Here is a 24937-nt window from a genome sequence, read left to right on the forward strand (position 1 = left end):
AGCAGTTCCTCTCGCTCGGACGACGGTCGACGGTCCTCTGCGGCCCGCTCCGGCGGCGGGTCGGCAGCGCCGGTGGGGCGGCATGACTGCGGGAGCGCGGTCGGCGCCCTGCAAGGAGTGCAACCCGGATGGCGGTCCGCCGCATTCCGGGAGCCCGGATGTTCCTGGCCGTTTGCCGGATTTTTATCTTGGCCGTGCCCTCCGCTTACGCTCGGCGCATGGTCTCCCGCAGCACTCCGCCGTCCTCGAAGCGCCCCGTGGGCACCGTGACGCGCGGGACGACGAACCCGAACCGGCTGCGCCGCATGGACCGCTGGATCGCGGCCGCGCACGGGTCGGCGCTGCGCCGGGCGGACGCGCCGGTGGCGGTGGACCTGGGGTACGGGGCCGCGCCGTGGACGGCGGTGGAGCTGCTGGCGCGGCTGAGGGAGGCGGCGCCGGGGGTGCGGGTGGTCGGGATCGAGATCGAGCCGGCGCGGGTGGCGGGGGCGAAGCCGTACGAGCGGGAGGGGCTGAGCTTCCGGCACGGGGGCTTCGAGGTGCCGCTGGACGGCGGTGAGCGGCCCGCGCTGATCCGCGCGGCGAACGTGCTGCGGCAGTACGACGAGGAGCAGGTCGCGCAGGTGTGGCAGCGGCTGTGCGGGCGGCTGGCGCCGGGCGGGCTGCTGGTGGAGGGGACCTGCGACGAGATCGGCCGGCGGCACGTGTGGGTGGCGCTGGGGCCGGAGGGGCCGCGGACGGTGACGTTCGCGACGCGGCTGGGGTCGCTGGAGCGGCCCTCGGACCTGGCGGAGCGGCTGCCGAAGGCGCTGATCCACCGGAACGTGCCGGGTGAGCCGGTGCACGCGTTCCTGCGCGACTTCGACCGGGCGTGGGCGGCGGCTGCTCCGTACGCCTCGTACGGGGCGCGGCAGCGGTGGATCCGGACGGCGCGGGCGCTGGCCGCGGACTGGCCGCTGGCGGACGGTCCGGTGCGGTGGCGGCAGGGGGAACTGACGGTGCGGTGGGAGGCGTTGCGCCCGGCGGGGTGAACCTCGCGCGGCGGGGAACCGGCGTTGGGGGCGGGCCGTTGAGTCGGCTGGGACGGCCGGGGCGGGTGCGGTCATGATCGGGGCGGCATCCGGAGGGTGTTGGAATTCACCGAGTCGTGGCACCATCCCGGTGACAGTGCCAAGTTACTGATGAATAGTCAGATCTGATGTCCGGTCCGGTCCGGTCCAGTCCGGTTCGCCCGTCCTGACCGGGGACGTCGGTCTGACCCGGGGCGCCTGGGGGAGCCATGGGGACCGTGAAGCGAGCGTCGTCGCGTCGGCAGGGAGCGTCCGCTCTCACGCTGCTGTGCGCCATGGCGATACTGGCCGCGCCGGGCCTCGCGGGCACCGCGTACGCCGCCCCGGGCGCGCCCTCCGCCCCCTCCGCCCCGTCGGCCCCCGCCGCACCGGCGGCTCCCGCGCCCGAGCCGGGGGCCAAGTCCCTGGAGCAGGTCCGCAAGGAGATAGAGGACCTCTACCGGCAGGCCGGCGCGGCGACGGACGCGTACAACCTCGCGGAGGGCGAGACGAAGGCCCAGTCCGAGCGGATCGTCCAGATCGCCAACCTGGTGGTGGCGGGCCAGGACCGGATCTCCTCCCTGAAGGCCCGCGCGGGCGCCGCCGCCCGCGCCCAGTACCGCTCGGGCGGCCTGCCGCCGGGCGCTCGGCTGGCGTTGAGCGAGAGCCCGGCCGACTACCTGGACGGGACCGGCCGGTTGCGGCAGGGCGAGAAGGCCACCACGGACCTGCTGTCCGAACTGAACCGCACACAGACGGACTTGGAGCGGTACGCGAAGGAAGCGGGCGCGCTCTGGCAGAAGATGGAGGACAACAGGGCCAAGAAGGAAGCCGCCAAGAAGGAGATCGAGGAGAAGATCAAGACGGCGGAGGCCCTGGAGAACCGGCTGGAGGCCGAGGAGAAGGCCCGGCTGATCCAGCTGGAGCAGGAAGCGCAGTACAAGGCGCAGACGGCGTGGCTGTCCTCGGGCGGGATGAAGGACGTCAACGGCGCCGCCACGGACGCGGGCAAGCGGGCCGTGCAGTGGGCCACGGCGCAGATCGGCAAGCCGTACGTCTGGGGCGCGACGGGACCGGACTCCTTCGACTGCTCCGGACTGACCTCCCAGGCCTGGCTGGCGGCGGGACGGGGCATCCCGCGCACCTCGCAGGAGCAGCTGCGGCTGCTGCCGAAGGTGGCGCTGAAGGACATGCGGCCGGGGGACCTCATCATCTACTTCGACGACGCGACCCACGTCGGGATGTACGTGGGCGACGGCGCGATGGTCCACGCCCCGCGGCCGGGGCGCACGGTGACGATGGCGGGGGCGGGCTCGATGCCGATCAAGGCCGTGGTCCGCCCCGACGCGTAAGCCCGGGCCGCGCGGCACCCCCCACCCGGGGCCCCGGGCCCCGCAGGCTCCGCCGTGCACCGCGCGCCGGCGGCGCTACCGCGCCCGGGCCGGGGTCTCGGTGGGCGGGATGGCGGGGGCGGGGGTCGTGACGTTGGTCATCCCGGGGGCGCGGTTTTCCCCCGCGATAGGGGCATATGACGGCGGCCCCCGGCCGGCGGCCATTCCGCTCGCCCGCACCCGCCCGCTAGGGTCACCGCATGAGCGCACCTTCGGGGGGAGGCAAGGAACCGGAGACGATGCCCGTACCCGTACCGCGGCAGCGGGACACCCCCGCCCCGCAGGCAGCGGCAGCGGTGGCGGCGGCGTCCCTGACGCTGCTGGTCGTCGAGGACGACCCCGCCGGCGGCCTCACCGTCCCCGAGATCCTCGACGCCGACGGCCACCGGATCCGGATCCGCAGCGCCCGCAACCTCACCGAGGCCGCACGGCTGCTCACCCCGGACGTGCACTGCGTACTGCTCGACCTGGCCCTGCCCGGCCCCGACGAGGACGGCCTCGGCGCCCTGCGCGAGGTGCTCCGCATCGCCCCGCGCCACGCCGTGCTCGTCCTGACCGGCGAAGCGGACGCCGACCGCGCCGCCGAGGCCGTCCGCGTGGGCGCCCAGGACTTCCTCTACCGCGACGAGCTCGACGGCCGGCTGCTGAGCCGCGCCATCCGCTACGCCGTGGAGAGAAAGCGCGCGGACATCGCCCAGTACAAGCTCGCAGAATCGAAACTGCGCGCCCAGGAGAACGCCCGCCTGGAGCGCGGCCTGCTCCCCACCCCGCTCCTGGACGGCTCCGACCTCCGCTTCGCCGCCCGCTACCGCCCCGGCCGCAGCCGGGCCCTGCTCGGCGGCGACTTCTACGACACCGTCCGCACCCCCGACGGCACCGTCCACGCCATGATCGGCGACGTCTGCGGCCACGGCCCCGACGAGGCGGCCCTCGGCGTCGAGCTGCGCATCGCCTGGCGCGCGCTGACGCTGGCGGGGCTGTGCGGGGACGACCTGCTCGCCACCCTCCAGGAGGTCCTGGAGGTGGAGCGGCCCTGCGAGGAGATCTTCGCGACGCTGTGCACCGTGGACATCTCCCCGGACGGCCGGCGCGCGGGCCTGTGCCTGGCCGGGCATCCGGCCCCGCTGATATCGAGGCCGGGCAAGCCCGCCCGGCTGCTCCCGTACGAGAACAGCGGCCCGGCGCTCGGGCTGCTCCCCCGGGCCCGCTGGCCCCGCCGCCAGGTCGACCTGGGCGGCACCTGGAGCCTGATGCTCTACACCGACGGGCTCATCGAGGGCCGCATCGGCGACGGCCGCGAGCGCCTCGGGCAGGACGGCATGGTCGAGATGATCAACCGGCACATCGAGCGGGGCCTGAGCGGCGAGGCGCTGCTGGAGGCGTCCGTCACCGAGGCCCGCCGCCTCAACGGGGGCGAGCTCACCGACGACGTCGCCGTGGTCCTGCTCTCCCGCGCGGCCGGATAGGGGCTCAGCGGCCGCCGTTGTACGGACCGTAGGGGCCGTCGCTGCTGCTGCCGCCGCGGCGCGGGCCGCCGCCCGAGACCTGCTTGAGGGCGGGGCGCACGTCGACGAAGAAGACGATGCTGGCGACCAGGCCCGCGATCTGCAGGAACAGCATCCCCAGGAAGAAGTCCACGAGGACGGTGATCCCGAGGATGACCAGCCAGAAGGTCTTCGTCTGCTTCTCGGCGGCCCGGTACGCGTCCTCGCGCGCCAGCAGCGCCAGCACGAAGGCCACGACGGCGAGCGCCAGCATGGCGTAGCCGAGCAACGGGAGCACCCCGTTATCGAACCCCTGCATCAGCATCGTCTCGACCGCCTTCTCGCATCCGGTACCACTGGCTCCACTGCTCCACGCTACCGCCGGAGCCGTCTTCCCAAACGACAACGAACCGGGCACCCGCCAGGTGCCCGGTCCGTTATGGGGTCGTTCAGGCCCCTTCGCCGACCTCGGCGGTGGCCTTCTTCGCTGCGGTGCGGCGCGCGGCGGGCTTCTTCGCGGCGGGCTTCTCCCCGTCGGCGGACTCGGCCGACGCCGGCGCCTGTCCCGACGCCTCGGCCGGGGCGGGCTCCTGCGCCGGCTCCCGCACGGGCTCCGGCTCCACGGCCCCGGCGATGTCCACGATCTCCTCGGCGACCTCGCCGCGCCAGGCGCGCACGGTCTGCTCGCCGTGCTCGGCGACCTTGTCGTAGGTCTCCTTGGCCCGGACGGCGTACTCGGCGGCCACGCCGACGCCGCGCAGCGCCAGGTCCTGGGCGGTCTCGCCGAGCTTCTTCGGGTCGATCGAGCCGAGGACGCCGGTGACCTTGGCGGTGACGGCCTCCTGCACGGCCTTCGGGTCGGTGTTCTTCACGGCCTCGATGCGCGCGGGGGCCTCGGCGCGCAGCTGCTCGATGAGCGCGGGCACCTTCTTGGCCTGCTGGACGGCGAGGTCGGCCGTGCCGGCGGCGAAGTAGAGGGGGGTGGGGTCGGTGAGGGTCTTCTTCAGGTCATCGGCGATGGCCATGTGCGGGTCCTCCCGGATCACAGTCAATTCGTAGGGGGCATCGCGACGTCGTCACCGGCGCCGCCGGCACGGCCGGCCGCGTCCTCGCCGGGAGCCTCGTCGGCCTCCAGCGCGTTCTCCTTGCGGAACGCGTCGTAGATCTGGAGCAGCACCTGCTTCTGCCGCTCGTTGATCGACGGGTCGGAGAGGATGACGGCCCGCGTCTCCACCTCGTCCCGGTCCCGCTCGTCGAGGATCCCGGCCTGCACGTACAGCGTTTCGGCGGAGATCCGCAGCGCCTTGGCCAGCTGCTGGAGGATGTCCGCGCTCGGCTTGCGCAGCCCGCGCTCGATCTGGCTCAGGTACGGATTCGACACCCCCGCCGCGTCGGCGAGCTGCCGCAGCGAGAGCTGGGCCTGCCGCCGCTGCTCGCGGAGGTATTCGCCGAGGTTTCCGACGTTGAGCGATGCCATGCCCCGATCCTGCCCCACCTTGCTAACTATTGCAAGCGCTTGCTAGCAATAGCTCCCACCGGGCCCGACCCACCCGGCCGAAGTCCGCGCCTCCCCGGCCCGCCCGGTGCTAGCTTGCGGGCGTGGACCTCTTCTCACTGTCGTGGGCGGCGCTGCGCGCGGCGGTCGCCGGCCTGGCCGACGAGGACTTCGCACGGCCGTCCGGCTGCCGCGGGTGGCTCGTACGCGACCTGGTGTGCCATCTGGTCATCGACGCCCAGGACGTGCTGATCACCCTCGCCACGCCCTCCGACGCGGAGCCCACCCGGGACGCGGCCGGCTACTGGCAGGCCGGCGACGCCCCCGACGGCCAGGACCCGCTCGACGCGCTGACCGTGCGGCTGGCCGCCGCCTACGGGGAGCCCCGGCTGCTCCAGTTCCACCTCGACGACGTCGGCTCCGCCGCCGGACGCGCCGGCGCGCTCGCGGACCCCTCGGCCCGCGTCGGCACCCGCGACCAGGTACTCACCGCCGGCGACTACCTGTCCGCGTACGTCCTGGAGTGGACGCTGCACCACCTCGACCTGGTCGCGCACCTCCCGCACGCGCCGCGGCCGCCCGCCCAGGCCCTCGCCGGGGCCCGGGCGCTGCTGGAACGGATCGCCGGGGCGGCGTTCCCGGCGGGGTTCCGCGACGAGGACGCGCTGCTGGTCGGCACCGGCCGGCGCGCCCCGACCCCGGCCGAGGAGGCCGCGCTCTCACAGCCCGGGGAACTGGGCGCGCGCGTACCGCTCCACCTCGCCTGAAACGGCCCCCGCCCCCGGGTACCCACAAAAAGGTGGGTACTTGGCGGGGCGCCGCCGCCCGGCAAAGCTTGGTCCAGCGGCCGGAAGGAAGGGATCAGGAAGCCGCGCGGCGGGACTCCGCCATACGGTCCAGCCGCTGGTGACCCCAGTCGGACAGCGGCGCCACCGCCTGCGCGAGCGCCCGGCCGAAGTCGGTCAGCGAGTACTCGGTCTTCAACGGCAGCACGTCGTGCACCTCCCGGTGCACGATCTCGTCGGCCTCCATCTCGCGCAGCGCCTGGGTCAGCACCTTCTCGCTGAGGCCCGGCATCCGGCGCCGCAGCTCGCCCGGACGCTGGGGACCGTCCTCCAGCATCCACAGCAGGGACGTCTTCCACTTCCCGTCGATCACCGCCATCGCGGCGGTGACCCCGCAGACGTTCGGATCCTGTGCGCGACTCCGCGTCATCTCCCCGTCCCTCTCCTGCCGGCCCGTTCTCGTACCACCCATGTTTCCACGGGAGTTGAGTTTTTCATGTCCACGTCCACGTCCACCTCCACCTCCACCTCCACCTCCACCTCCACGTCCGCCTCCGCCTCCGCCCGGCAGCCCGCCGTCACCGTGCTCGGCCTCGGCCCGATGGGCCGGGCCCTGGCCGGCGCCTTCCTCGACGCCGGGGTGCGCACCACCGTCTGGAACCGCACCCCCGGCCGCGCCCAGGACCTCGTCGCACGCGGTGCCGTCGCCGCCGCGTCGGCCCAGGAGGCGGTCGCCGCCAGCGCGCTGACCGTGGTCTGCGTGGTCAACTACGACGCCGCCGACGCGATCCTGCGGCCCGACGCCGTCACCGCCGCCCTGAAGGGCCGCACCCTCCTCAACCTGACCGCCGACACCCCCGCCCGGGCCCGCGACACCGGCGCCTGGGCCTCCGGCCACGGCATCCGCTACCTCGACGGGGCGATCATGACCCCGACCCCCACCATCGGCACCCCGGACGCGGTGTTCATCCACAGCGGCCCCGAGGACCTCTACCGCGAACACCGGCCCCTCCTCGACCTCCTCGGCGGCACCCACACCCACCTCGGGCAGGACATCGGCCGCGCGGCCGCGTACGACATCGCCCTGCTGGACATCTTCTGGACCTCGATGGCCGGCTACGCCCACGCCCTGGCGGTGGCGAAGGCCGAGGGCGTCAGCGCCGGCGAACTGACCCCGTTCGCCCAGGGCATCGCCACGATCCTGCCGCCGCTCTTCGAGGAGTTCGCCGCCGACGTGGACAGCGGCAGCTACTCCGGCCGGCTCAACCCGCTGACCTCCGGGGCCTCGTCCATGGCCCACATCATCCACGCCTCCGAGGCGCACGGCATCGAAGCCGCCCTGATGCGCGCGACCGAGGGCCTGGCCCAGCGGGCCATCGCCCACGGCCACGGCGGCGACGGCTTCATCCGCGTCGCCGAACTCCTCGGCAGGACGGCCGTCCCCGCAGCCGGCTGACACCCCCGCGACACCCCCCACGCGGCCCGCCGGAAAAAACTTCCGGCGGGCTGTCACATCCGCGCGGCGCGGCGGGTCAAAGGGATGTCGCAGCAAGCGAGACCGCCCCGAAGGAGCCCCCGATGTCCACCACCGCCACCGTCTTCACCATCATCGCCGCCGTCCTCGCCATCTACTCGGCCATCTCGCTCTACACCCGCTCGAAGTACACGGTCGAGCCCCTCGTCCAGTACGGCGTCCCCGAGAAGACGTGGAACCTGCTCGCCACCGCGAAGCTCGCCGGCGGCCTCGGCCTCCTCGCCGGGTTCGTCGTCCCCGCCCTCGGCATCGCCGCCGGCACCGGCCTGGTGCTGTACTTCATCGGCGCCGTCATCGTCACCCTGCGGGCCCGGGACTACGCCCACGTCGTCTTCCCGGTGATCTACTCCGCGCCGATGGCCGTCGCCCTCGCCCTGACCGTCTGACGGCCGGGGCGGGGCGGCGGCCCCGCCGCCTCAGCCCTCCAGCGCCGACAGGTCGAGCTCCTTGAGCCGCGCCAGGTCGGACAGCACGTCGATCGCCACGATCTTCCCCCCGACGACCGTGAAGGCCATGACGGCCACCGCGTTCGCCTTCGGTACGACGACCACCCCGGCCGCGCCGTTGACGAGCGCGGGCCGCACGAACGGCGTGAGCGCGCGATAGCTCGCCGCCTGGCCCGCCACTTCCCGCGCACCGGTGAAGACCACCGTCTGCCGACCGCCCACACCCCCGTCGGAACGCAGCACCACGTCCGGGTCGAGCACCGCCACCAGCGCCTCGAACTCCCCGTCCCGCGCGGCGGCGAAGAACGCGTCCACCGCCTCCCGCTGACGGGCCAGGTCCGCGTCGGGCGCCGGGGCCTGACCCTGCACCTTGCGGCGCGCCCGGCTGGCGAGCTGCCTGGTCGCCGCCGCGGACTTCTCGATCAGCGGCGCGATCTCGTCGAACGGCACCGCGAACATGTCGTGCAGGACGAACGCCAGCCGCTCCGCCGGAGCCAGCGACTCCATCACCACCATCAGCGCCAGCCCCACCGAGTCGGCGAGCAGGACCTCCTGCTCGGGGTCGATCCGCCGCGCCGGGCTGATGAGCGGGTCCGGGACCCGCGTCTCCAGCCGCTCCACCGGGTCCTCGCGCCGCGCCTCGCGCGAGCGCAGCAGGTTGAGGCAGATCCGCGAGACCACCGTCGTCAGCCAGCCCCCGAGGTTCTCCACCCCGCTCACGTCCGTGCGGTTCAGCCGCAGCCAGGTCTCCTGGACGGCGTCGTCGGCCTCGCTGAGCGAACCGAGCATCCGGTAGGAGACCGCCCGCAGGTGGCTGCGGTGCTCCTCGAACAGCTCCGTCAGCGCAGCCCCGCCACCGGCGTCGCCGCCCCCGCCCACGCCCTCGTCCGCGTCCACGACCTCGTCCACTTCCGCCCCTCCCCTTGCTTCCTCAGGCAGCCGGAGCCGGCGCCCGTCCGATGACCACCGTCGCGTACAGCTCCTCCGAACCGGCCGCCCGCACCACGAGACCGCCCCCGGTCAGCGCGGACGCCGTCAGCGGCGCCTGCCTGGCACTGGTCTCCATCAGCAGGTGCCCGCCCGGCGCGAGCCACTCCAGCGCCCCCGCCGCGACCCGGCGGTGCACGTCCAGGCCGTCCGCGCCCCCGTCCAGGGACACCAGCGGCTCGTGGTCGCGGGCCTCGGACGGCATCAGCCCGATCTCCCCCGTCGGCACGTACGGGGCGTTGACCACCAGCACGTCCACCCGCCCCCGCAGCTCCGCCGGGAGCGCCGCGTACAGGTCGCCCTGCCACACCGCACCGCCGTACGGGGCCACGTTGCGCCGCGCGTACACCAGCGCCGCCGGGTCCACGTCGGCCGCGTGCAGCTCGACCCCGCCCGGGACCTGGGCCGCCACCGCCGCGCCGAGCGCGCCGACACCGCAGCACAGGTCCAGCACCACCGCACCGGGGCGGGCCAGCTCCACCGCCTCCTGGACCAGGAACTCCGTGCGCCTGCGCGGCACGAACGCCCCCGCGCCCACCTCCACCCGCAGTCCGCAGAACTCCGCCCAGCCCACGACGTGCTCCAGCGGTTCACCCGCCACCCGGCGGGCGACCATGCCCGCCAGGTGCCCGTCGTCGGTGGCGGCCGCGACCAGCAGGCCGGCCTCCTCCTCCGCGAAGACACAGCCCGCCGCGCGCAGCCGTTCCACAATCGAAGTCACGTAGCTCAATCCTCTTGGTTCTGCCGGTGCCGACGATAGGCCCCCGGCGGCGCCCGGACCCGGCCGGACGGCCCGGTCCGTCATGTCACCGCCCGCCGGGGCTCAGAAGACGTCCGGGCACCACGGCCGGCGCGCGGTGCGGAACACCGCGTCGGCCAGCGCGACGGCCCCCGGCTCCAGCTCGGCGACCCGGCCCAGCGCGGCCAGCCGCACCGCCGACGCGTCCCCCAGGTACAGGGACCCCAGCGCGGACACGTCCAGCCGCACCCCGGCCGGCCCCTCGGTACGCGTACACGTGCCGGCGCCCGCGTCCAGCCGGTAGCGGCCGCCCGCCGGACCCGTGGCGTCCTCGACCTCCAGCACCAGCACCCCCGGCACCTCGTACGCCCGCGCCCCCAGCGCCCGTACGACGTCCAGGACCCGCACCCACAGGAAGTCGGCCGCCGACACCGGCCGGGCCGCCCGCGCGTCGGGCAGCAGCTCCGGCAGCAGGTCGTCGGGGGCGCGGTTGCCGGTACGGACCTTCAGCACCCAGTCGATGGAACACAGGAAGTGCCACAGCGCACGCTCCGCCTGCGGGGTCGCCGCGAGGAAGTCGACGACCTGGACGGTGTTCAGCGGGGTCTTCGCGTCCGTCCAGTGGTCGTCGGCCTGGTAGACGGCCAGCCCCGCCACCTCACCGGCCGCGTCCCGGTACACGGCCTGCATCTTCTCCCGGTACGGGCGGTGCGACATCTGCTCCAGGCCCGTCTTCAGGCTCCACCAGCGCGCGTCCCGGTCGACCATGCCGTGCCGGGCGGCCCGCAGCCGCTCGTGCAGGGCGGGACCCACGCGCCGCACCTCGGCGGCGTCGACCAGGTCGATCCGGCCGCCGTCGACCGGCGCCGGACGGCTGCGGTCCAGGCCCGTGCGGGCGACGTCGACCTCCCACTCGGCGTGAACGGTCGCGGCGCCGTAGCCGTAGCGCCCGTAGATCGGGTACTCGGCGGCGATCAGCGTCGACAGGACGTCACCGCGCGCGTGCGCGGCGGCCAGCTCGGCCTCCATCATCCGCGTCAGCAGCCCCTGCCGGCGGTGGGTGGGCAGCACGGCCACGTTGGAGACCGCACTGCTCCCGACGGCGGCACCGCCCGGCACGGTCACTTCCTGGGCGAAGGACCGGAAGGTGGCCACGCACCGGCCGGTCTCCTTGTCGAAGGCCCCCTGTACCCGCGCGAGATCGGTGTGCGCGGCACGCTGGGCCACATCGGATTCCGTCGCGGTGCCCGGAGTCAGGAAGCCCGAGTTCAGCGTGGTGAGCCAGGCGGGCAGTTCGGACGCGGCGATCGGCCGCACGTCAGCACTCATAACCGGCCACGCTAACCGCCGCGCCCCACACCGGTCGCCCCAATTTCCGCAGCCCAGCGGCCCCCGAGCGGCCCGGCAACCGGCCCCGGCGGCCGCCCCCGCCCTACGCCAGCAGGTCGTCCACCTGCGCCTCGCCCTCGCGGTAGCGGCGCGTGATCTCCGCGCTGGAGTCGTCGGCCATCCGCTGGAGCTGCTGCCGGCGCCGCGAGACCTGCTGCTCGTAGCGGACCAGCCGGCCCATCGCGGCGTGCAGCTCCCCGTCCGTGCGCGCCTCCAGGTCGGAGAGCTCCACGTCGGACAGCATCTCCGCCGCCAGCAGCCGGAACTCCTCGTTGTGCGGGGTACCGAGGGTGACGTGCCGGGCGGAGGCACTGCGGCTCGACGGGGCGTCGGCGAGGATCTCCGAGAGCCGGTCCACCACCGGCGCCTCGGTGGCCGTCCGGCGGGCCAGTTCGGCGCGCAGGATGTCGATGCGGCCCTGCAGGAGCCTGCGTACGTAGCTCAGGTCGGCCTCGTCGCGCTGCGCGTCGCGGCGCAGCGCGCGCAGCTCGGGCAGGCCCAGGGCGGTGGCGGGGGTGGTCGGCCCCAGCGACTCGCCGGTGCGCTGCGCGGGAGGCCGCCCCGTGGTGCCCGCGGGGGTGTCCGGAGCGGGTGACGCGGGTGCAGGTGCGGAGGTACCAGAAGTGTTCATGACGTTGTATCCGTCCCCTCGACCGGTGCTGGGGGCACCGCCTGCGTGCATGGTGCCACTCTCCGTGGTCCGTACGCAGTCCCGGTCCACCCGATCGGCCCCGGACGGGTGCACTCCTGGTACACAGGTGGTATGCGAGCAGTGGTGCAGAGGGTGGACGGCGCGAGTGTCGTCGTGGCGGGCGAGACGGTCGGGGAGATCGTCGGCGAGGGGCTGTGCGTGCTGGTGGGGGTGACCCACGACGACACTCCCGAGAAGGCGGCGGTGCTGGCCCGCAAGCTGTGGTCCGTGCGGATCCTGGAGGCGGAGAAGTCCTGTAGCGACGTGGACGCGCCGCTGCTGGTGATCTCGCAGTTCACGCTGTACGGGGACGCCCGCAAGGGCCGCCGTCCCACGTGGAACGCGGCCGCGCCCGGGCCGGTGGCCGAGCCGCTGGTCGACGAGGTCGTGGCGCAGCTGCGGGCGCTGGGCGCGACGGTGGCGACGGGCCGGTTCGGCGCGGACATGCGGGTCTCGCTGACGAACCACGGCCCGTTCACCGTCGTCATCGACGTGTAGCGGCGGTCAGGGCGCTACGACGACCTCCTGCGCGGCGGCCGTGTTCCCGGCCAGCAGCGGGGCGTCGACCGGGACGTTCCGCTTGACCAGGGCCAGGGCGATCGGGCCGAGCTCATGGTGGCGGACGGCGGTGGTGACGAAGCCGAGCTGCCGCCCGTCCTCCCCGTCCGCGGCGAGCCGTACGGGCGTCCCGTGCACCGGGAGCAGCACCTCGGAGCCGTCCAGGTGCAGGAAGACCAGGCGGCGCGGGGGCTTCCCCAGGTTGTGGACGCGGGCCACCGTCTCCTGGCCCCGGTAGCAGCCCTTCTGCAGGTGCACGGCGGTGCCGATCCAGCCCAGCTCGTGCGGGATGGTGCGGTGGTCGGTCTCGGCGCCGACGCGCGGGCGGTGCGCCTCGACGCGCAGGGCCTCGTAGGCGAGGAGCCCGGCGGCGGGGCCGTGGGCGGCGGCGAAGGTCTCCAGCTGCGGGCGGGGCAGGAAGACGTCCCGGCCGTGCGCGGTCTCGCGTACGACGTGCTCCTTGCCGGGCTCGGCGATGGAGCCGGCCGGGAGGTGGACGACGGCGAAGTCGGCCGTGCGGTCGGCGACTTCGACCCGGTAGAAGAACTTCATCGACTCCAGGTAGCCGAGGAGGGCCTCCTGGGTGCCGGGCTCGACGTGCGCCCAGACGGTCTCGCCGTCGTCGACGAGGTAGAGGGCGTGCTCGATGTGCCCGTTCGCGGAGAGGATCAGCGCCTCGGTGGCCTGGCCGGCGGGGAGGTCGCTGACGTGTTGGGTGAGCAGCAGGTGCAGCCAGCTCAGCCGGTCCGCCCCGGTGACGGTGACGACCCCTCGGTGGGAGAGGTCGACGAAGCCGCGGCCGTCGGCGAGGGCGCGCTGTTCGCCGTAGAGCTCTCCGTAGTGGGCGGCGACGCCCTCGTCACGGCCTTCGGCCGCTACGGCGCCGGGAAGATGGAGCAAGGGGCTGCTGGTCATGCCCCCAGCCTACGACGGCGCTAGGCCGAGCCCTCCTGGCCCTGCCGGGCCGCCTGGCCCCCCTGGCCCGCCTGGCGCTTGGCCGCCGCGCACTTCTCGCACAGCCCGAAGATCGCGAAGTGCTTCATGTCGGTCTCGAAGCCGAAGGTGGCGCGGAGCTTGGCCGTGAACTCGTCGGCGATGCCCACGTCGGCCTCGATGACGCCGGTGCACTCGCGGCAGACGAGGTGGATGTGGTGGTGCCGGTCGGCGAGGTGGTAGGTGGGGGCTCCGTGCCCGAGGTGGGCGTGGGAGACCAGGCCGAGCTCCTCCAGAAGCTCCAGGGTCCGGTAGACGGTGGAGATGTTCACCCCGGAGGCCGTCTTGCGGACCTCCACGAGGATCTCGTCGGGGCTGGCGTGCTCCAGGGCGTCGACCGCTTCGAGCACGAGCTGGCGCTGCGGTGTCAGCCGGTAGCCGCGCTGCCGCAGATCGCTCTTCCAGTCGGTGGTCACCACCCGGCCAGTGTAAGCGCGGAAAGGGGACCGCGGTCAGCCCGCGGTCCCCCGTCCTCCTGCGTCCTGCGTGCGCTCGCGGCCTCACGGCCGGGCGGGCTCAGCGGAAGAAGGCGATGCCGTCCTCGGGGAGCTCCGGGAGGTTGCGCGCCATGTCGGCGATCTCCTCCGGGGTGACGACCTTCTTGAGCTGGGCCGACATGTACGGGCGCAGCTCGACGTCGGGGGTGGCCTTCTCGCCGACCCACATGAGGTCGCTCTTCACGTAGCCGTAGAGGCGCTTGCCGCCGCTGTACGGGCCGGACACGGCGGTACGCGCGACCGCGTCGGTGACCAGGTCGATCTGGGGCTTCTGGTCGGCGAGCTCGCCGTACCAGACCTCGACGACGCCCTGGTCGCGGACCATGACGATCTCGACCTTGCGGTCCTTGTCGATGCGCCAGTAGCCCGACTCGGACTCCAGCGGGCGCACCTTGTTGCCCTCGGCGTCGAGCACCCAGGTACGGGAGGTGTACTCCAGGAAGTCCCGGCCGTCGTGGCTGAAGACGACTTCCTGGCCGAAGTTGCACTTCTCCTCGCCGGGGAAGTCGAACACGCCTGCGCCTTCCCAGGTGCCGAGGAGGAAGGCGAGGGGGACGAGGCCCGGGTTCAGGTCGGACGGGATCTGGATCATGGTTGGCTGCTCAGGCGATCTGTGGGAGGGGTTCCGGGGCGGTCGGCTGGGCGGATGCTCAGCGCTGACCCTGGTACAGCTTCTTGACGGCCAGGCCGGTGAAGGCGAGGACGCCGACGCAGACCAGGACCAGCAGGGAGGTGAAGACTGCCTCAAGCACGGGGTGCTCCTCGGAGGATTCGGTGCGGGTGGACGGGGCCGGTCCCCAAGCCTACTGGCCCGGGGCCCGGAGCACGGAGTGAGGTAGGCCGTACCGGTTCAGTGGAGCAGCTGGTCCTGGAGGATCACCGTCTGGTGGAAGGGGACCGCGGCCACCTTCCCCTTGCGGGTCTGGAGGACGACGGCCTGGATGTCTCCGCCCTTGACGCAACCGGCCTTCAGGTCCTCGTCGCCGACCGGGGCGGCTTCGGCGAACAGGGACACGTCCGCGAGGTCGGGCGGGTTCTGGTCGTTCTTGACCTTGCTCCAGTCGCTGTCGCCCTCGATCCGGTTGATCCCGTTGAGGTTCATGTTGATGCCGCAGCCCTCGAAGGCGTCCACGAAGCCGGAGGAGTGGAAACGCAGCAGGTAGACACGGGTACGGGTGCCGTCGGGCATGGTCCAGCCGCGGGCGGCGATCTGGCGCAGGCCGTCGTCGGTGAAGGCCTGCTTCATCTTGGTCCGCGCGGCGGGTTCGTACTCCTCCAGGAAGGTGTCGACGGACACGGCCTGGTCCTTCTCCACCCTGAGCGCCGCATCCGGGGTGGAGCCCTTGGGGGCGGGCAGCAGGAGCTGGGGCAGGGCGGCGTAGTGGATGCCGTCCTCGTTGTCCTTGGCGAAGGGCTGGGCGGCACCGGGGGCCAGACCGGGCTTGGCGAGCGCCGGGTAGGTCCAGCGGCCGTCGTCCTGGGTGGACAGGCCCGGCAGGTCGGTGCGCTCGGCCCGGGTGATCCCGTACGCCGCTCCGGTGCCGGCGGCGGCGAAGGCGAGCACGGCGACGGTCCAGCGAAGGGCGGCGAGGAGCCTGCGACGGCCCTTGGGAGCGGGCCCCTCGGGAGCGGGCGGGGCGACGGCCTCGGCGGCGGGCGTCCCGGCGGTTTCCGGGGTGACGGTGCTCTGCTCGGTCACGCGGACTCCCCGGGGGACTTCAGGTGGTTCAGCTGCTGCTGGAAGAACTTGACGGCGTCGCCGGACGAGAAAGGCTGGGGCCCGTAGGCGCGGAAGCTGACGAGGACGTCGCCCTGGAGCGCCACGCACTCCACCGAGTCGATCCTGTCCTTCCGCTCCTCGTCCCCGAGGGTGACCACGGCGCACTTCGCGTCGGGGTACCCGTCCACCTTCGGGGTCTCGCGTCCTTCCGACACGGCGTCCATGAGCTTCTTGAAGACCTCGGAGGTCTTGCCCAGGAATTTCGGGTCGGCCTGCATGAGGCGGATCTCGACGACCGACCGGCCCGTCCCCTCCGTGTAGCTGCGGCCGGCCCGGCCCTTGAGCTTGAGTTCGGCGAGCGCTTCGTCACGCTTCTTGCGCTGGCTGTCGGAGAGGCCCTTGCGAGCGTCCTTGAATCCCTGGACGGTGTTGTCGCCGGAGACGAAGAAGTCGTTGCCGTCCTTGCCGAGATCGGGTCCCGGCCTGTGGCTGCCGGGCACGGGCAGCAGCCTGGCCGCCAGGCCGTCCTGGGGGACGGCGGCGGGCATCTCGGGGCCGCGGGGGCTGACGCCCTCGGCGCTCCAGTAGCGCGTGGCAGCGGTCCGGTCGGCGGCGTCGAGCGCCCAGGCGGCCCCGACCCCGCCGGCCGCGAGGAGGACGACGGCGGTCCCGGCGGCGACGTAGGCGCGGGTCCGGCGGGATCGCGGGGCGACGGCCTCCACGGGGGCGGGGGCCTCGGCCTCGGCCGGGGCGGCAGCGGCGTCGTGCAGCGGCTCGGTCACAGTCGCTCCAGCTGCTTCTTGGCGAGGTCGATGACGTCGGCCTCCGCGATCTTGCCGTGGTCTTCGTAGTAGTGGATGTCCACGACGATGTCGCCCCGGCGGGCGAGGGCCCGGGCACCGTGAACCCCGTCGGCCTTGGCGTCCACCCAGACGTGGCCCAGGTCCGGGGTCACACCCGGAATGGCCACGCCCCGGTTCCCCGCGAAGTCCGCCTCGGGCATGTACTCCGACTGCCCCCGCTGGAAGTCCTCCGCTCCGGCGCGCTCGCGGAACTGGACCAGCTGGATCTCGGCGTGCACCTGACCCTGGGTCCACGAGGTCGACGCGACGCGCCGGATCCGTCCTTCGGCGAAGTCGGCGAGGGCCCCGCCGGGCTCCTGGAAGTAGCCGACGGCGAAGGCGTCGAGGGGGATGTAGCCGGCGCCCTCGGCCTTGGCCCCGTCCGGCACCGGGAGCAGCAGCTCGGTGAGGTCGCCGTCCGTCTTGTGCCAGCGGGTGGCGTTGACCGACTTGGCCGTCGTCGTGTCGTTCGGCGCCAGCGCCTTCGGCGTGTCGAGCTTCTGCTGCGCCAGCGGCGGCAGGGCCGTGGGCGGGCGCTGGTACTGGACGGCGTAGCCGGTGACGGTGCCGGCGGCCGCTCCCAGGACGAGGGCGGCGGCGATCAGCAGCGTCGTACGGCCGCGGCGGCGCGGGGCACGGGTCGGAGCGGGTACGTCCGGAATGGCCGGGTCGACCGGCGGAGTTTCCGGAGTACCCGATTCCTGGATCTGGTTTTCCAAGAGGGGTCCCCCCACAGGACTGGAGCCGCGGGATCGTTCGTTCGCCCGCGCACATCCAAGACACCCTGGGGCGGGGGCCCGTTGCACGCATCTTTATTACGCTTTTATATAGGCGGCATTCAGTCTTCCGGATGCCGCTTTCCGTCCAGTTCGTCCCACCACTCGTCCGATTTCGGATCACCCGAGGGGTCGTCCCACCAGCGGTCGTCCGGCCCCCGCCGGTTCGCCACCATCGCGGCGACGGGCGGAATGACCATGGCGACCACGCACAGCGCGACCGCCGCCTCGACCGAGAGGAGGCGCACGAAGGACCAGGCGGAGACGAAGAGGAACAGGCATCCGCCCATGAGCCAGAAATAGGCGCGTCTGCGCCGCGCGTACATGTTTCCAGCGTAGGACGGGCCCCCGGGAACACAAGGGCGGCGGACGGCGCGAAGGGCCGCACCCCGTTCCAGTGGCGTCCAACCCCCGGGGGTGCGGCCCTTCGGCCGGTTCGGCTGTCGGTCCGGTGTGCTCAGACCGCGACGGTGCTCAGACCGCGATGGCGACGTCCGTCACGCCGCCGGCCTCGGCCACGACGACGGCGCGGTCGGCCTGGGCACCCGGGACGAGCGCCCGCAGGGTCCAGGAGCCGGTGGCCGCGTAGAAGCGGAACTGGCCCGTCGCGGAGGTGGGGACCTCGGCGGTGAACTCGCCGGTCGAGTCCAGCAGGCGGACGTAGCCGCTGACGGGCTCGCCGTCCTTGGTCACCTGGCCCTGGATCGCGGTCTCACCGGGCTTCAGCGTCGCGAGGTCGGGCCCGCCGATCTGTGCTCCACACATGTTCTCTGTCCTGTCCTAGAGAGGTTCTGCTGCTGCGAGGGCGCGGGGGCGGGCGTCGCGTGCCCGCCCCCGCCGCCGGGACTACTTGTTGGGGCCGAGCTCGATCGGCACGCCGACCAGCGAGCCGTACTCGGTCCAGGAGCCGTCGTAGTTCTTGACGTTCTCCTGGCCCAGGAGCTCGTGCAGCACGAACCACGTGAGCGCGGAGCGCTCGCCGATGCGGCAGTAGGCGATGGTGTCCTTCGCCAGGTCCACCTGCTCCGCCTCGTAGAGGGCGGTCAGCTCCTCGTCGGACTTGAAGGTGCCGTCGTCGTTGGCGTTCTTGGACCACGGGATGTTGCGGGCGCTCGGCACGTGGCCGGGGCGCTGCGACTGCTCCTGCGGCAGGTGCGCCGGGGCGAGCAGCTTGCCGGAGAACTCGTCGGGCGAGCGGACGTCGACCAGGTTCAGGGAGCCGATCGCGGCCACAACGTCGTCGCGGAAGGCGCGGATCGAGGTGTCCTGCGGCTTGGCCTTGTACTCGGTGGCCGGGCGGTTCGGGACGTCCTTGCCGTCGACCAGGTCGCGGGAGTCGAGCTCCCACTTCTTGCGGCCGCCGTCGAGGAGCTTGACGTCCTGGTGGCCGTAGAGCTTGAAGTACCAGTAGGCGTAGGACGCGAACCAGTTGTTGTTGCCGCCGTAGAGGACGACGGTGTCGTCGTTGGAGATGCCCTTGGCGGAGAGGAGCTTCTCGAAGCCCTCCTGGTCCACGAAGTCGCGGCGGACCGGGTCCTGGAGGTCCTGCTTCCAGTCGATCCGGACGGCGTTGGTGATGTGGTTCTTGTCGTACGCGGACGTGTCCTCGTCCACCTCGACGATCACGACGTTGGCGTCGTTCAGGTGGGCCTCGACCCAGTCGGCGTCTACGAGGACGTCGCTGCGGCTCATGGTGTTCTCCTCCGGGGCAGTTGCGGCGGGGCTGTGTGGGGCTGCTGCGAAGCGGGCTGTGCTGGTGCGTGCCGCTGCGGGTGCGGCTCTCGGACCCTGCGCGGGGAGGCGTCAGGGGGCAGGAGGCCGGTGCGCGCCAGGCGCGGTCACGCGGATGAAGGGCCGTCGGTCCGGCCGGCGGAGCGGAAGGCTCACACCTCACATGGAGCGACAGAGCATGGCGGCGACGCGACACAGGTCCACTGCCCGCCGCTTCGTGAGGTCCGCCTGCTGATGCTTCATAGCCATGGATCGTAGGGACGAAACGGCCGCCCTGTCACCGGCGTGTCATATGCCGAGACAGGATCGTCCGCATTCCGGGACGAGAAAGCCCCGGACGGCCTTCTCGCGGCCTTCCGGGGCTGGTCGGGCGGTCCGCCCTTCTGCGGATCGGACCGCTCCGTCTCACGATCCGGCCAGGGACACGTCCGTACCGCTCAGGGCCAGGTGCACACCGGACTCGTCCGAGGTCAGCGAGGCGAGCTTGAGCCCGGCCGGCAGGCCGTCGTCGATGCGGCGGTCGAAGTCGGTCCGCTTGCGCACCGCGCTCTCGATGCCCGGGATGCCCTCGCCCGGGACGGCGTCCGCGCGGACCCGGACGACCTTGGAACCGCCCGCGTCGACGAGGGCGACGGTGGACACCACGCTGCGGGTCATGGTCCTGCCGAGGAAGTCCAGGGTCGCGGTGACCTTCACCTTGTTCGGCGCCCCGCCGTAGGTGAGGACCACACCGTTCTGTGAGGCCTTGGTGAGGTCCTCGTACGTGATCAGCGCGGAGCCCTCGGCCCGCTTGGCGGTACCGCCGTTGTAGCCCTCGTTCAGCTTCACCTCGTGGAACGAGGCCTTGAGCTGCGACAGCCGCGTCTTGCGGCCGTCGGCGGTGACGTCGACCCCGTCGAGCAACAGGTCGACCTGCTCCAGGTCGCGGCTGAGCGCCTGTGTCAGGAAGGGGAAGCCGTGTATCTCCGCCTCGGCACTGCCCGCGAGGCCCTGGCGGGACCGGACCTGGTCGGCCAGCCGGTCCTCGGCATAGCCGACCGCCCAGCGGTCGACGCCCACGAACAGTCCTCCCAGCACCACGCCGATGATCACCACGACACGTAGGAAACGCACGTGTCCCTCCCCCAACTAGTCGGTACGTACGTTCCAGTGGACCATGATCGGCCGTGAGGGTGGTGTCAGCGGCGCGGCTGCCCGGGGGCCCCGCGGGGCAGCCCCGGGGCCGCGCGGGGCAGCCGGGGGCGTCAGCCGACCACCCGGCCCATCAGGTAGACGGCGGGGGCCGCGGCGGCCAGCGGCAGCGCGACACCGGCCGTCATGTGGACGAACTTCGACGGGTAGTCGTACGCGGCCACGCGCAGCCCGATCAGGGCGCACACCCCGGCCGCGAGGCCGACCAGCGCCCCGCCGGCGCCCAGCCCGGTCAGCCCGCCGACCGCGATGCCCGCACCGGCCGCGGCGGCCAGCGAGACGCCGACGGAGGCCGGGGTGGGCAGCGGCAGCGCCCGCGCGAACACCGCGACCGCGACGGCCACCGCACCGGTGGTCACCGGCTGCCAGTCAGCGCCGAGGAAGCCCGTGCAGACGATGGCCAGCGCGGCGGAGACCACCGAGGCCATCAGCCCGTACATCCGCTCGTCGGGGTCCGCGTGGCTGCGCAGCTGGAGCACCAGCGTCAGCAGCACCCAGGCCCCGAGCGTGCCGATGACCGCGCCGGGCGCGTACGTGCGGTCCAGCGCGAGCACCGCGCCGTCGGCGACGAGGGCCCCCGCGAAGGCCAGGACGATGCCCTGGCGGGCCGGCCACATGCCGTTGAGGCGGAACCACCCGGCCGCGGTGAGCCCCTGGAGGGCGATCAGCGGGACGAGCAGCGCCCACTGGCCGACCGCGGCGGCACCGGCCATCAGCAGGCCGAGCGCGGCGGTCAGTATCGCCGACTGCGGACCGGGGTCGATGATCGGCGACCGGCCCTCGGCGCGGGCCTGGGCGGGGTCGACGGCACGCAGGGTGTTGCCGCCGAGGGTCGGCGGCGAGTACTCGGCGGACGGACCGGGCACGGCGGCCTGCGGCTGCGGCTGCGGCTCCGCCGGGACCGGCGCGAGGTACGCGGTCTGCTCGGCGGCGGGCTCCCGCACGGGCGGCAGGTACGCCGTCTGCGCGGCGGCGGAGTCCTCCGCGCCCCACGCGCCCGGCGCGGGGGCCTGGGGCTGCACGGGCGGGAGGTACGCGGTCTGCTCCGCCGCCCCCGCGGACTCCCGCACCGGCGGCAGGTACGCCGTCTCGGCGGCGGCCGCGGCGGCGGAGGCCTGCTGCGGCTCCTCGCGGAACCAGCCGTCCGGCACGGCCCCCTGCGGCTGCACCGGCGGCAGGTACGCGGTCTGCTCCGCGGCCCCGGCGGGCTCCCGCACCGGCGGGAGGTACGCGGTCTGCTCCGCGGCCGCTGCGGACTCCCGCACCGGCGGCAGGTACGCGGTCTGCTCCGCGGCCCCGGCGGGCTCCCGCACCGGCGGGAGGTAGGCCGTCTCGGCGGCGGCGGAAGCGACCCCGCCGCCCCCGGTGGCGTCCGGCCACGGCACGGCCGGGGCCTGCGGCTGCGGCTGCGGCACCTGCGTCGGCTCCTCGCGGAACCAGCCGTCGGGTACGGCGGGCTGCTGGGGCTGGTGCTGCTGGTGCTGCTGCGGAGCCTGCTGGGCAGGCACGGGCGGCAGGTACGCCGTCTGCGCGGCCGCGTCGCCGGGCCAGCCGCCCTGCGCGGGAGCCGCCGGCTGCTCGTCGCGGAACCAGCCCTCGGGCGCCGCGGGCTGCTGCTGCGCCGGCACGGGCGGCAGGTACGCCGTCTCGGCGGCGGCCGCACCGCCCCCGGTGGCGTCCGGCCACGGCACGCCACCGCCACCGGTCTGCCCCCACTGCCCCTGCGGGGCCGGGGCCGGGGCCGCCGGCTGGCCGGGCACCGAGCCCAGCGGCGGCTGCACCGGCTGGTACCCGGTCTCCCAGGTGTCGGACTGCCAGGTCTGGGTGGAGTACGGGTCCTGCTCGGCGTCCTGCCGCTGCTGCCGCTGCTGCTCTTCGGGAGTGCTCATCGGTATCCGCTCACCCGCCCGCGAACGGCGGGAGCACCTCGACGGTGCCCCCCTCGGTCAGCAGGACGGCATCGTGCGGGCGCTTGCCCACGGGCTCGTCGTTCACGAGGAAGGAGCAGCGCTGCAGGACCCGGGTGAGTTCCCCCGGATGGCGGTCCCGCACGGCGTCGAGCGCCTCGGCCAGTGTGCGCGCCGAGTACGGCTCCTCCGCCGTCTCGGCCGCGGCTTTCGCCGCCGCCCAGTAGCGGATGGTTCCGGTTGCCACTGCAGCTCCTATCGCTCGGCCGACCGGGCGGTCCCGTGGTCGGCTCCGTCGGCTCTCTACCGTCGGCCTCCATGATGACCCCTCCGGCCCGTCACCCCGGCGTGCCTCAGCGCGCCGTCCGTGCGCCCCGAGGCCCCGCAGGACTGGTCGGCGGACCGCTCGATCCGGTGAAACCAGGGCATACGCAGGAGGAAGGCGTGGCGCGAACCACAGAATGCGGTGCACGACAGCCCTCGGCCCCGAAAGGGCCGGTGGGCTATTCTGGCGGCGTAGAGGATCCGGGCAACGTGGCCCCCGGGTCCTTTTGTGCTTTCAGCACGTTGAACGGACCGAGAACAGAGGTATCCGTCCGGACCCCAGGGCGCGGGGGCCGGAGGGCATGCCAGGCAAGTCGTACGAAGCCGTACCGCGCACGTCCTCGACGGGACCGAGGAGGAACCGACGTGATGGACCAGCGAAGCAAACAGGAGCACGGCCGCCCGAACCGGGCAGGTGGCCGGGCATGAGCTCTCTCCTCCTGTTGACCAATGCCCTGCAGCCGTCGACCGAGGTGCTGCCCGCACTCGGCCTGCTGCTGCACAACGTCCGGGTGGCCCCCGCCGAGGGACCGGCCCTGGTGGACACCCCCGGCGCCGACGTGATCCTCGTCGACGGCCGCCGCGACCTGCCGCAGGTGCGGTCGCTGTGCCAGCTGCTGCGGTCCACCGGACCCGGCTGCCCCCTGATCCTCGTCGTGACGGAGGGCGGCCTCGCCGCCGTCACCGCCGACTGGGGCATCGACGACGTACTCCTCGACACCGCCGGCCCCGCCGAGGTCGAGGCACGGCTGCGGCTGGCCACCGGCCGCCAGCAGCTGGGCTCGGACGACTCCCCCATGGAGATCCGCAACGGCGACCTGTCGGTCGACGAGGCGACGTACAGCGCGAAGCTGAAGGGGCGGGTCCTCGACCTCACCTTCAAGGAGTTCGAACTGCTGAAGTACCTCGCCCAGCACCCCGGCCGGGTCTTCACCCGCGCCCAGCTCCTCCAGGAGGTCTGGGGCTACGACTACTTCGGCGGCACCCGGACGGTCGACGTCCACGTACGGCGGCTGCGGGCCAAGCTCGGCCCCGAGCACGAGTCCCTGATCGGCACCGTGCGCAACGTCGGCTACCGCTTCGTCACCCCGGAGAAGGTGGAGCGCGCGGCCGCCGAAGCCGCCGCCAAGCAGGCCCCGGGGAAGGCGGCGGCACAGGCCGCGCCGCAGGCCGCCGACCGTACGAGCGGACCCGTAGGCCGTTCGGAGGAAGCTCCTGTGACCAGCCAGTCGGCCAAACACCCTGCCCAGAGGTAGGTCACCCCGCGTAGACTTCCGCGCGTGGCCAAGGTGACGCGGGATGACGTAGCGCGACTTGCGGGTACTTCTACCGCCGTCGTGAGCTACGTCATCAACAACGGACCCCGGCCGGTCGCCCCGGCCACGCGCGAGCGTGTACTCGCCGCGATCAAGGAGCTGGGGTACCGGCCCGACCGCGTGGCCCAGGCCATGGCGTCACGCCGCACCGACCTCATAGGCATGATCGTCCCCGACGCCCGTCAGCCGTTCTTCGCGGAGATGGCGCACGCGGTCGAGCAGGCCGCCGCCGAACGCGGAAAAATGGTCCTCGTCGGCAACTCCGACTACCGGGACGAGCGCGAGGTCCACTACCTGCGCGCCTTCCTCGGGATGCGGGTGTCCGGTCTGATCCTCGTCAGCCAGGGCATGAGCGAGCGCGCCGCCTCCGAGATCGACGCGTGGGACGCGCGGGTGGTGCTGCTGCACGAGCGCCCGGAAGCCATCGACGACGTCGCGGTCGTCACGGACGACATCGGCGGCGCGCAGCTCGCGACGCGGCACCTGCTGGAACACGGGCACGAGTACGTCGCCTGCATCGGCGGCATCGAGAACACCCCCTCGGTCGGCGACCCGGTCGCCGACCACGTCGAGGGCTGGCGCCGGGCCATGCTGGAGGCCGGACGGTCGGTCGAGGGCCGGCTCATCGAGGCCCCGTACAACCGCTACGACGCGTACCGGGTCGCCCTGGAGGTCCTGGCCCGCCCGGACCGGCCGACGGCGATCTTCTGCGCGACGGACGACCAGGCCATCGGCGTCCTGCGCGCCGCGCGCGAGCTGCGCATCGACGTCCCCGAGCAGCTGGCGGTGGCCGGCTTCGACGACGTCAAGGAGGCGGCCCTGACGGACCCGCCCCTGACGACGATCGCCTCGGACCGCCCCGCGATGGCCCGCGCGGCGGTGGACCTCGTCCTGGACGACGCCCTCCGCGTGGCCGGCTCCCGCCGCGAACGCCTGAAGCAGTTCCCGTCGGCCCTGGTCATCCGGCGCAGCTGCGGCTGCCGGTAGGGGGGTCGGGGGCGGGGGCTCGCTGTGTCCCCCTCGAGGGGTGGGCGGCGGTTGCCCACCCGCCCCCTTGTCTGCGGGCCGGGGGCCGGGTGGGCGGTATCCCCA

General features: G+C 73.4%; 30 protein-coding genes. 9 read left to right on the plus strand and 21 right to left on the minus strand.

Going from position 1 to position 24937, the window contains the following annotated elements:
• Positions 1-218 precede the first annotated feature (218 nt).
• The 3 genes from ABD973_RS14720 to ABD973_RS14730 all read left to right on the plus strand — a co-directional run bounded on the left by ABD973_RS14720 (position 219) and on the right by ABD973_RS14730 (position 3906).
• The gene (locus ABD973_RS14720) at positions 219-1031 is read left to right on the plus strand and encodes a class I SAM-dependent methyltransferase (RefSeq protein WP_125821879.1); all 813 of its coding nucleotides are present in this window, start codon (positions 219-221) and stop codon (positions 1029-1031) included.
• A 248-nt stretch (positions 1032-1279) separates the two neighbouring features.
• Positions 1280-2401 (plus strand): C40 family peptidase, encoded by a 1122-nt coding sequence (locus ABD973_RS14725; RefSeq protein ID WP_345500283.1) that lies wholly within the window; start codon positions 1280-1282, stop codon positions 2399-2401.
• 278 nt (positions 2402-2679) lie between these two features.
• Positions 2680-3906 (plus strand): PP2C family protein-serine/threonine phosphatase, encoded by a 1227-nt coding sequence (locus tag ABD973_RS14730; RefSeq protein ID WP_345504591.1) that lies wholly within the window; start codon positions 2680-2682, stop codon positions 3904-3906.
• 4 nt (positions 3907-3910) lie between these two features.
• On the opposite strand, the gene ABD973_RS14735 is transcribed toward ABD973_RS14730, so the two are convergent.
• The 3 genes from ABD973_RS14735 to ABD973_RS14745 all read right to left on the minus strand — a co-directional run bounded on the left by ABD973_RS14735 (position 3911) and on the right by ABD973_RS14745 (position 5401).
• On the minus strand, positions 3911-4249 hold the full coding sequence (locus tag ABD973_RS14735) for a DUF2516 family protein (protein WP_125603800.1): 339 nt from the start codon (positions 4247-4249) through the stop codon (positions 3911-3913).
• 124 nt (positions 4250-4373) lie between these two features.
• Entirely contained in the window at positions 4374-4949 is a 576-nt protein-coding gene (locus ABD973_RS14740) for a hypothetical protein (protein ID WP_125821877.1), read from the minus strand.
• A 23-nt stretch (positions 4950-4972) separates the two neighbouring features.
• Positions 4973-5401, minus strand: coding sequence for a helix-turn-helix domain-containing protein (locus ABD973_RS14745; RefSeq protein WP_125821876.1), 429 nt, complete (start codon positions 5399-5401; stop codon positions 4973-4975).
• Between the two features lie 122 nt (positions 5402-5523).
• Here ABD973_RS14745 and ABD973_RS14750 point away from each other — a divergent pair, with 122 nt between their 5' ends.
• Positions 5524-6186, plus strand: a complete 663-nt coding sequence (locus ABD973_RS14750; protein ID WP_125603803.1) for a maleylpyruvate isomerase N-terminal domain-containing protein — start codon at positions 5524-5526, stop codon at positions 6184-6186.
• Positions 6187-6280: 94 nt separating this feature from the next.
• On the opposite strand, the gene ABD973_RS14755 is transcribed toward ABD973_RS14750, so the two are convergent.
• Positions 6281-6634, minus strand: coding sequence for a winged helix-turn-helix transcriptional regulator (locus tag ABD973_RS14755; RefSeq protein ID WP_125821875.1), 354 nt, complete (start codon positions 6632-6634; stop codon positions 6281-6283).
• Positions 6635-6700: 66 nt separating this feature from the next.
• Here ABD973_RS14755 and ABD973_RS14760 point away from each other — a divergent pair, with 66 nt between their 5' ends.
• Both ABD973_RS14760 and ABD973_RS14765 read left to right on the plus strand, forming a co-directional pair.
• Positions 6701-7660 carry an NAD(P)-dependent oxidoreductase gene (locus ABD973_RS14760; protein ID WP_345500284.1) on the plus strand — a complete coding sequence of 320 codons (960 nt, stop codon included), beginning with the start codon at positions 6701-6703 and terminating at the stop codon, positions 7658-7660.
• Between the two features lie 122 nt (positions 7661-7782).
• Complete coding sequence (locus tag ABD973_RS14765; protein ID WP_125603806.1) at positions 7783-8124, plus strand: DoxX family protein; 342 nt, start codon at positions 7783-7785, stop codon at positions 8122-8124.
• 30 nt (positions 8125-8154) lie between these two features.
• On the opposite strand, the gene ABD973_RS14770 is transcribed toward ABD973_RS14765, so the two are convergent.
• From ABD973_RS14770 to ABD973_RS14785, 4 genes are all read right to left on the minus strand, one after another.
• Entirely contained in the window at positions 8155-9063 is a 909-nt protein-coding gene (locus ABD973_RS14770; RefSeq protein ID WP_164721071.1) for a sigma-70 family RNA polymerase sigma factor, read from the minus strand.
• 52 nt (positions 9064-9115) lie between these two features.
• Positions 9116-9901 (minus strand): putative protein N(5)-glutamine methyltransferase, encoded by a 786-nt coding sequence (locus tag ABD973_RS14775; RefSeq protein WP_125821872.1) that lies wholly within the window; start codon positions 9899-9901, stop codon positions 9116-9118.
• Positions 9902-9994: 93 nt separating this feature from the next.
• On the minus strand, positions 9995-11239 hold the full coding sequence (locus ABD973_RS14780) for a GNAT family N-acetyltransferase (RefSeq protein ID WP_125821871.1): 1245 nt from the start codon (positions 11237-11239) through the stop codon (positions 9995-9997).
• 103 nt (positions 11240-11342) lie between these two features.
• Positions 11343-11930: an RsiG family protein gene (locus ABD973_RS14785; RefSeq protein WP_125599908.1), complete on the minus strand. Its 588-nt coding sequence runs from the start codon at positions 11928-11930 to the stop codon at positions 11343-11345.
• Between the two features lie 132 nt (positions 11931-12062).
• On the opposite strand from ABD973_RS14785, the gene dtd reads away from it, so the two are divergent.
• A complete protein-coding gene (dtd, locus tag ABD973_RS14790; protein ID WP_125599911.1) occupies positions 12063-12488 on the plus strand; it encodes a D-aminoacyl-tRNA deacylase in 426 nt (141 codons plus the stop codon).
• Positions 12489-12494: 6 nt separating this feature from the next.
• Here the strand turns inward: dtd and ygfZ are convergent, their stop codons facing one another.
• The 13 genes from ygfZ to ABD973_RS14850 all read right to left on the minus strand — a co-directional run bounded on the left by ygfZ (position 12495) and on the right by ABD973_RS14850 (position 22452).
• Positions 12495-13463 carry a CAF17-like 4Fe-4S cluster assembly/insertion protein YgfZ gene (gene ygfZ / locus ABD973_RS14795; RefSeq protein WP_125821870.1) on the minus strand — a complete coding sequence of 323 codons (969 nt, stop codon included), beginning with the start codon at positions 13461-13463 and terminating at the stop codon, positions 12495-12497.
• Positions 13464-13483: 20 nt separating this feature from the next.
• The gene (locus tag ABD973_RS14800; protein ID WP_125599917.1) at positions 13484-13960 is read right to left on the minus strand and encodes a Fur family transcriptional regulator; all 477 of its coding nucleotides are present in this window, start codon (positions 13958-13960) and stop codon (positions 13484-13486) included.
• A gap of 97 nt (positions 13961-14057) precedes the next feature.
• Positions 14058-14630, minus strand: coding sequence for a heme-binding beta-barrel domain-containing protein (locus tag ABD973_RS14805; RefSeq protein ID WP_125821869.1), 573 nt, complete (start codon positions 14628-14630; stop codon positions 14058-14060).
• A gap of 258 nt (positions 14631-14888) precedes the next feature.
• A complete protein-coding gene (locus tag ABD973_RS14810) occupies positions 14889-15737 on the minus strand; it encodes a hypothetical protein (protein ID WP_125821868.1) in 849 nt (282 codons plus the stop codon).
• A complete protein-coding gene (locus ABD973_RS14815; RefSeq protein WP_345500285.1) occupies positions 15734-16540 on the minus strand; it encodes a hypothetical protein in 807 nt (268 codons plus the stop codon). The genes ABD973_RS14810 and ABD973_RS14815 overlap by 4 nt, the downstream gene beginning before the upstream one ends.
• Positions 16537-17319, minus strand: coding sequence for a hypothetical protein (locus ABD973_RS14820; protein ID WP_125821867.1), 783 nt, complete (start codon positions 17317-17319; stop codon positions 16537-16539). Before ABD973_RS14820 ends, ABD973_RS14815 begins: the two co-directional genes overlap by 4 nt.
• 119 nt (positions 17320-17438) lie before the next feature.
• Positions 17439-17774 carry a DUF3099 domain-containing protein gene (locus ABD973_RS14825; protein WP_125821866.1) on the minus strand — a complete coding sequence of 112 codons (336 nt, stop codon included), beginning with the start codon at positions 17772-17774 and terminating at the stop codon, positions 17439-17441.
• Between the two features lie 76 nt (positions 17775-17850).
• Complete coding sequence (locus ABD973_RS14830) at positions 17851-18141, minus strand: DUF1416 domain-containing protein (protein ID WP_030030422.1); 291 nt, start codon at positions 18139-18141, stop codon at positions 17851-17853.
• An 81-nt stretch (positions 18142-18222) separates the two neighbouring features.
• Positions 18223-19068 carry a sulfurtransferase gene (locus tag ABD973_RS14835; RefSeq protein WP_125599937.1) on the minus strand — a complete coding sequence of 282 codons (846 nt, stop codon included), beginning with the start codon at positions 19066-19068 and terminating at the stop codon, positions 18223-18225.
• Positions 19069-19266: 198 nt separating this feature from the next.
• The gene (locus ABD973_RS34765; protein ID WP_350875872.1) at positions 19267-19356 is read right to left on the minus strand and encodes an Ms5788A family Cys-rich leader peptide; all 90 of its coding nucleotides are present in this window, start codon (positions 19354-19356) and stop codon (positions 19267-19269) included.
• A gap of 156 nt (positions 19357-19512) precedes the next feature.
• Positions 19513-20220 carry an LmeA family phospholipid-binding protein gene (locus ABD973_RS14840; RefSeq protein ID WP_345500286.1) on the minus strand — a complete coding sequence of 236 codons (708 nt, stop codon included), beginning with the start codon at positions 20218-20220 and terminating at the stop codon, positions 19513-19515.
• A gap of 131 nt (positions 20221-20351) precedes the next feature.
• Positions 20352-21683, minus strand: coding sequence for a hypothetical protein (locus tag ABD973_RS14845; protein ID WP_345504593.1), 1332 nt, complete (start codon positions 21681-21683; stop codon positions 20352-20354).
• A gap of 514 nt (positions 21684-22197) precedes the next feature.
• Entirely contained in the window at positions 22198-22452 is a 255-nt protein-coding gene (locus ABD973_RS14850; RefSeq protein WP_007265472.1) for a MoaD/ThiS family protein, read from the minus strand.
• Between the two features lie 502 nt (positions 22453-22954).
• Here ABD973_RS14850 and ABD973_RS14855 point away from each other — a divergent pair.
• On the plus strand, positions 22955-23785 hold the full coding sequence (locus ABD973_RS14855; protein WP_125821864.1) for a response regulator transcription factor: 831 nt from the start codon (positions 22955-22957) through the stop codon (positions 23783-23785).
• A 24-nt stretch (positions 23786-23809) separates the two neighbouring features.
• Entirely contained in the window at positions 23810-24832 is a 1023-nt protein-coding gene (locus tag ABD973_RS14860; RefSeq protein ID WP_007265470.1) for a LacI family DNA-binding transcriptional regulator, read from the plus strand.
• Positions 24833-24937 lie beyond the last annotated feature (105 nt).

Source organism: Streptomyces racemochromogenes (assembly GCF_039535215.1).
Lineage (GTDB): Bacteria > Actinomycetota > Actinomycetes > Streptomycetales > Streptomycetaceae > Streptomyces > Streptomyces racemochromogenes.

What these genes read in the sequence shown, in the direction of transcription:
- ABD973_RS14720 (WP_125821879.1), top strand. Translation starts at nt 219, where the DNA reads ATGGTCTCCCGCAGCACTCCGCCGTCCTCGAAGCGCCCCGTGGGCACC.
- ABD973_RS14725 (WP_345500283.1), top strand. Translation starts at nt 1,280, where the DNA reads ATGGGGACCGTGAAGCGAGCGTCGTCGCGTCGGCAGGGAGCGTCCGCT.
- ABD973_RS14730 (WP_345504591.1), top strand. Translation starts at nt 2,680, where the DNA reads ATGCCCGTACCCGTACCGCGGCAGCGGGACACCCCCGCCCCGCAGGCA.
- ABD973_RS14735 (WP_125603800.1), bottom strand. Translation starts at nt 4,249, where the DNA reads ATGCTGATGCAGGGGTTCGATAACGGGGTGCTCCCGTTGCTCGGCTAC.
- ABD973_RS14740 (WP_125821877.1), bottom strand. Translation starts at nt 4,949, where the DNA reads ATGGCCATCGCCGATGACCTGAAGAAGACCCTCACCGACCCCACCCCC.
- ABD973_RS14745 (WP_125821876.1), bottom strand. Translation starts at nt 5,401, where the DNA reads ATGGCATCGCTCAACGTCGGAAACCTCGGCGAATACCTCCGCGAGCAG.
- ABD973_RS14755 (WP_125821875.1), bottom strand. Translation starts at nt 6,634, where the DNA reads ATGACGCGGAGTCGCGCACAGGATCCGAACGTCTGCGGGGTCACCGCC.
- ABD973_RS14760 (WP_345500284.1), top strand. Translation starts at nt 6,701, where the DNA reads ATGTCCACGTCCACGTCCACCTCCACCTCCACCTCCACCTCCACCTCC.
- ABD973_RS14765 (WP_125603806.1), top strand. Translation starts at nt 7,783, where the DNA reads ATGTCCACCACCGCCACCGTCTTCACCATCATCGCCGCCGTCCTCGCC.
- ABD973_RS14780 (WP_125821871.1), bottom strand. Translation starts at nt 11,239, where the DNA reads ATGAGTGCTGACGTGCGGCCGATCGCCGCGTCCGAACTGCCCGCCTGG.
- ABD973_RS14785 (WP_125599908.1), bottom strand. Translation starts at nt 11,930, where the DNA reads ATGAACACTTCTGGTACCTCCGCACCTGCACCCGCGTCACCCGCTCCG.
- dtd (WP_125599911.1), top strand. Translation starts at nt 12,063, where the DNA reads ATGCGAGCAGTGGTGCAGAGGGTGGACGGCGCGAGTGTCGTCGTGGCG.
- ygfZ (WP_125821870.1), bottom strand. Translation starts at nt 13,463, where the DNA reads ATGACCAGCAGCCCCTTGCTCCATCTTCCCGGCGCCGTAGCGGCCGAA.
- ABD973_RS14805 (WP_125821869.1), bottom strand. Translation starts at nt 14,630, where the DNA reads ATGATCCAGATCCCGTCCGACCTGAACCCGGGCCTCGTCCCCCTCGCC.
- ABD973_RS14830 (WP_030030422.1), bottom strand. Translation starts at nt 18,141, where the DNA reads ATGTGTGGAGCACAGATCGGCGGGCCCGACCTCGCGACGCTGAAGCCC.
- ABD973_RS14835 (WP_125599937.1), bottom strand. Translation starts at nt 19,068, where the DNA reads ATGAGCCGCAGCGACGTCCTCGTAGACGCCGACTGGGTCGAGGCCCAC.
- ABD973_RS34765 (WP_350875872.1), bottom strand. Translation starts at nt 19,356, where the DNA reads ATGGCTATGAAGCATCAGCAGGCGGACCTCACGAAGCGGCGGGCAGTG.
- ABD973_RS14855 (WP_125821864.1), top strand. Translation starts at nt 22,955, where the DNA reads ATGAGCTCTCTCCTCCTGTTGACCAATGCCCTGCAGCCGTCGACCGAG.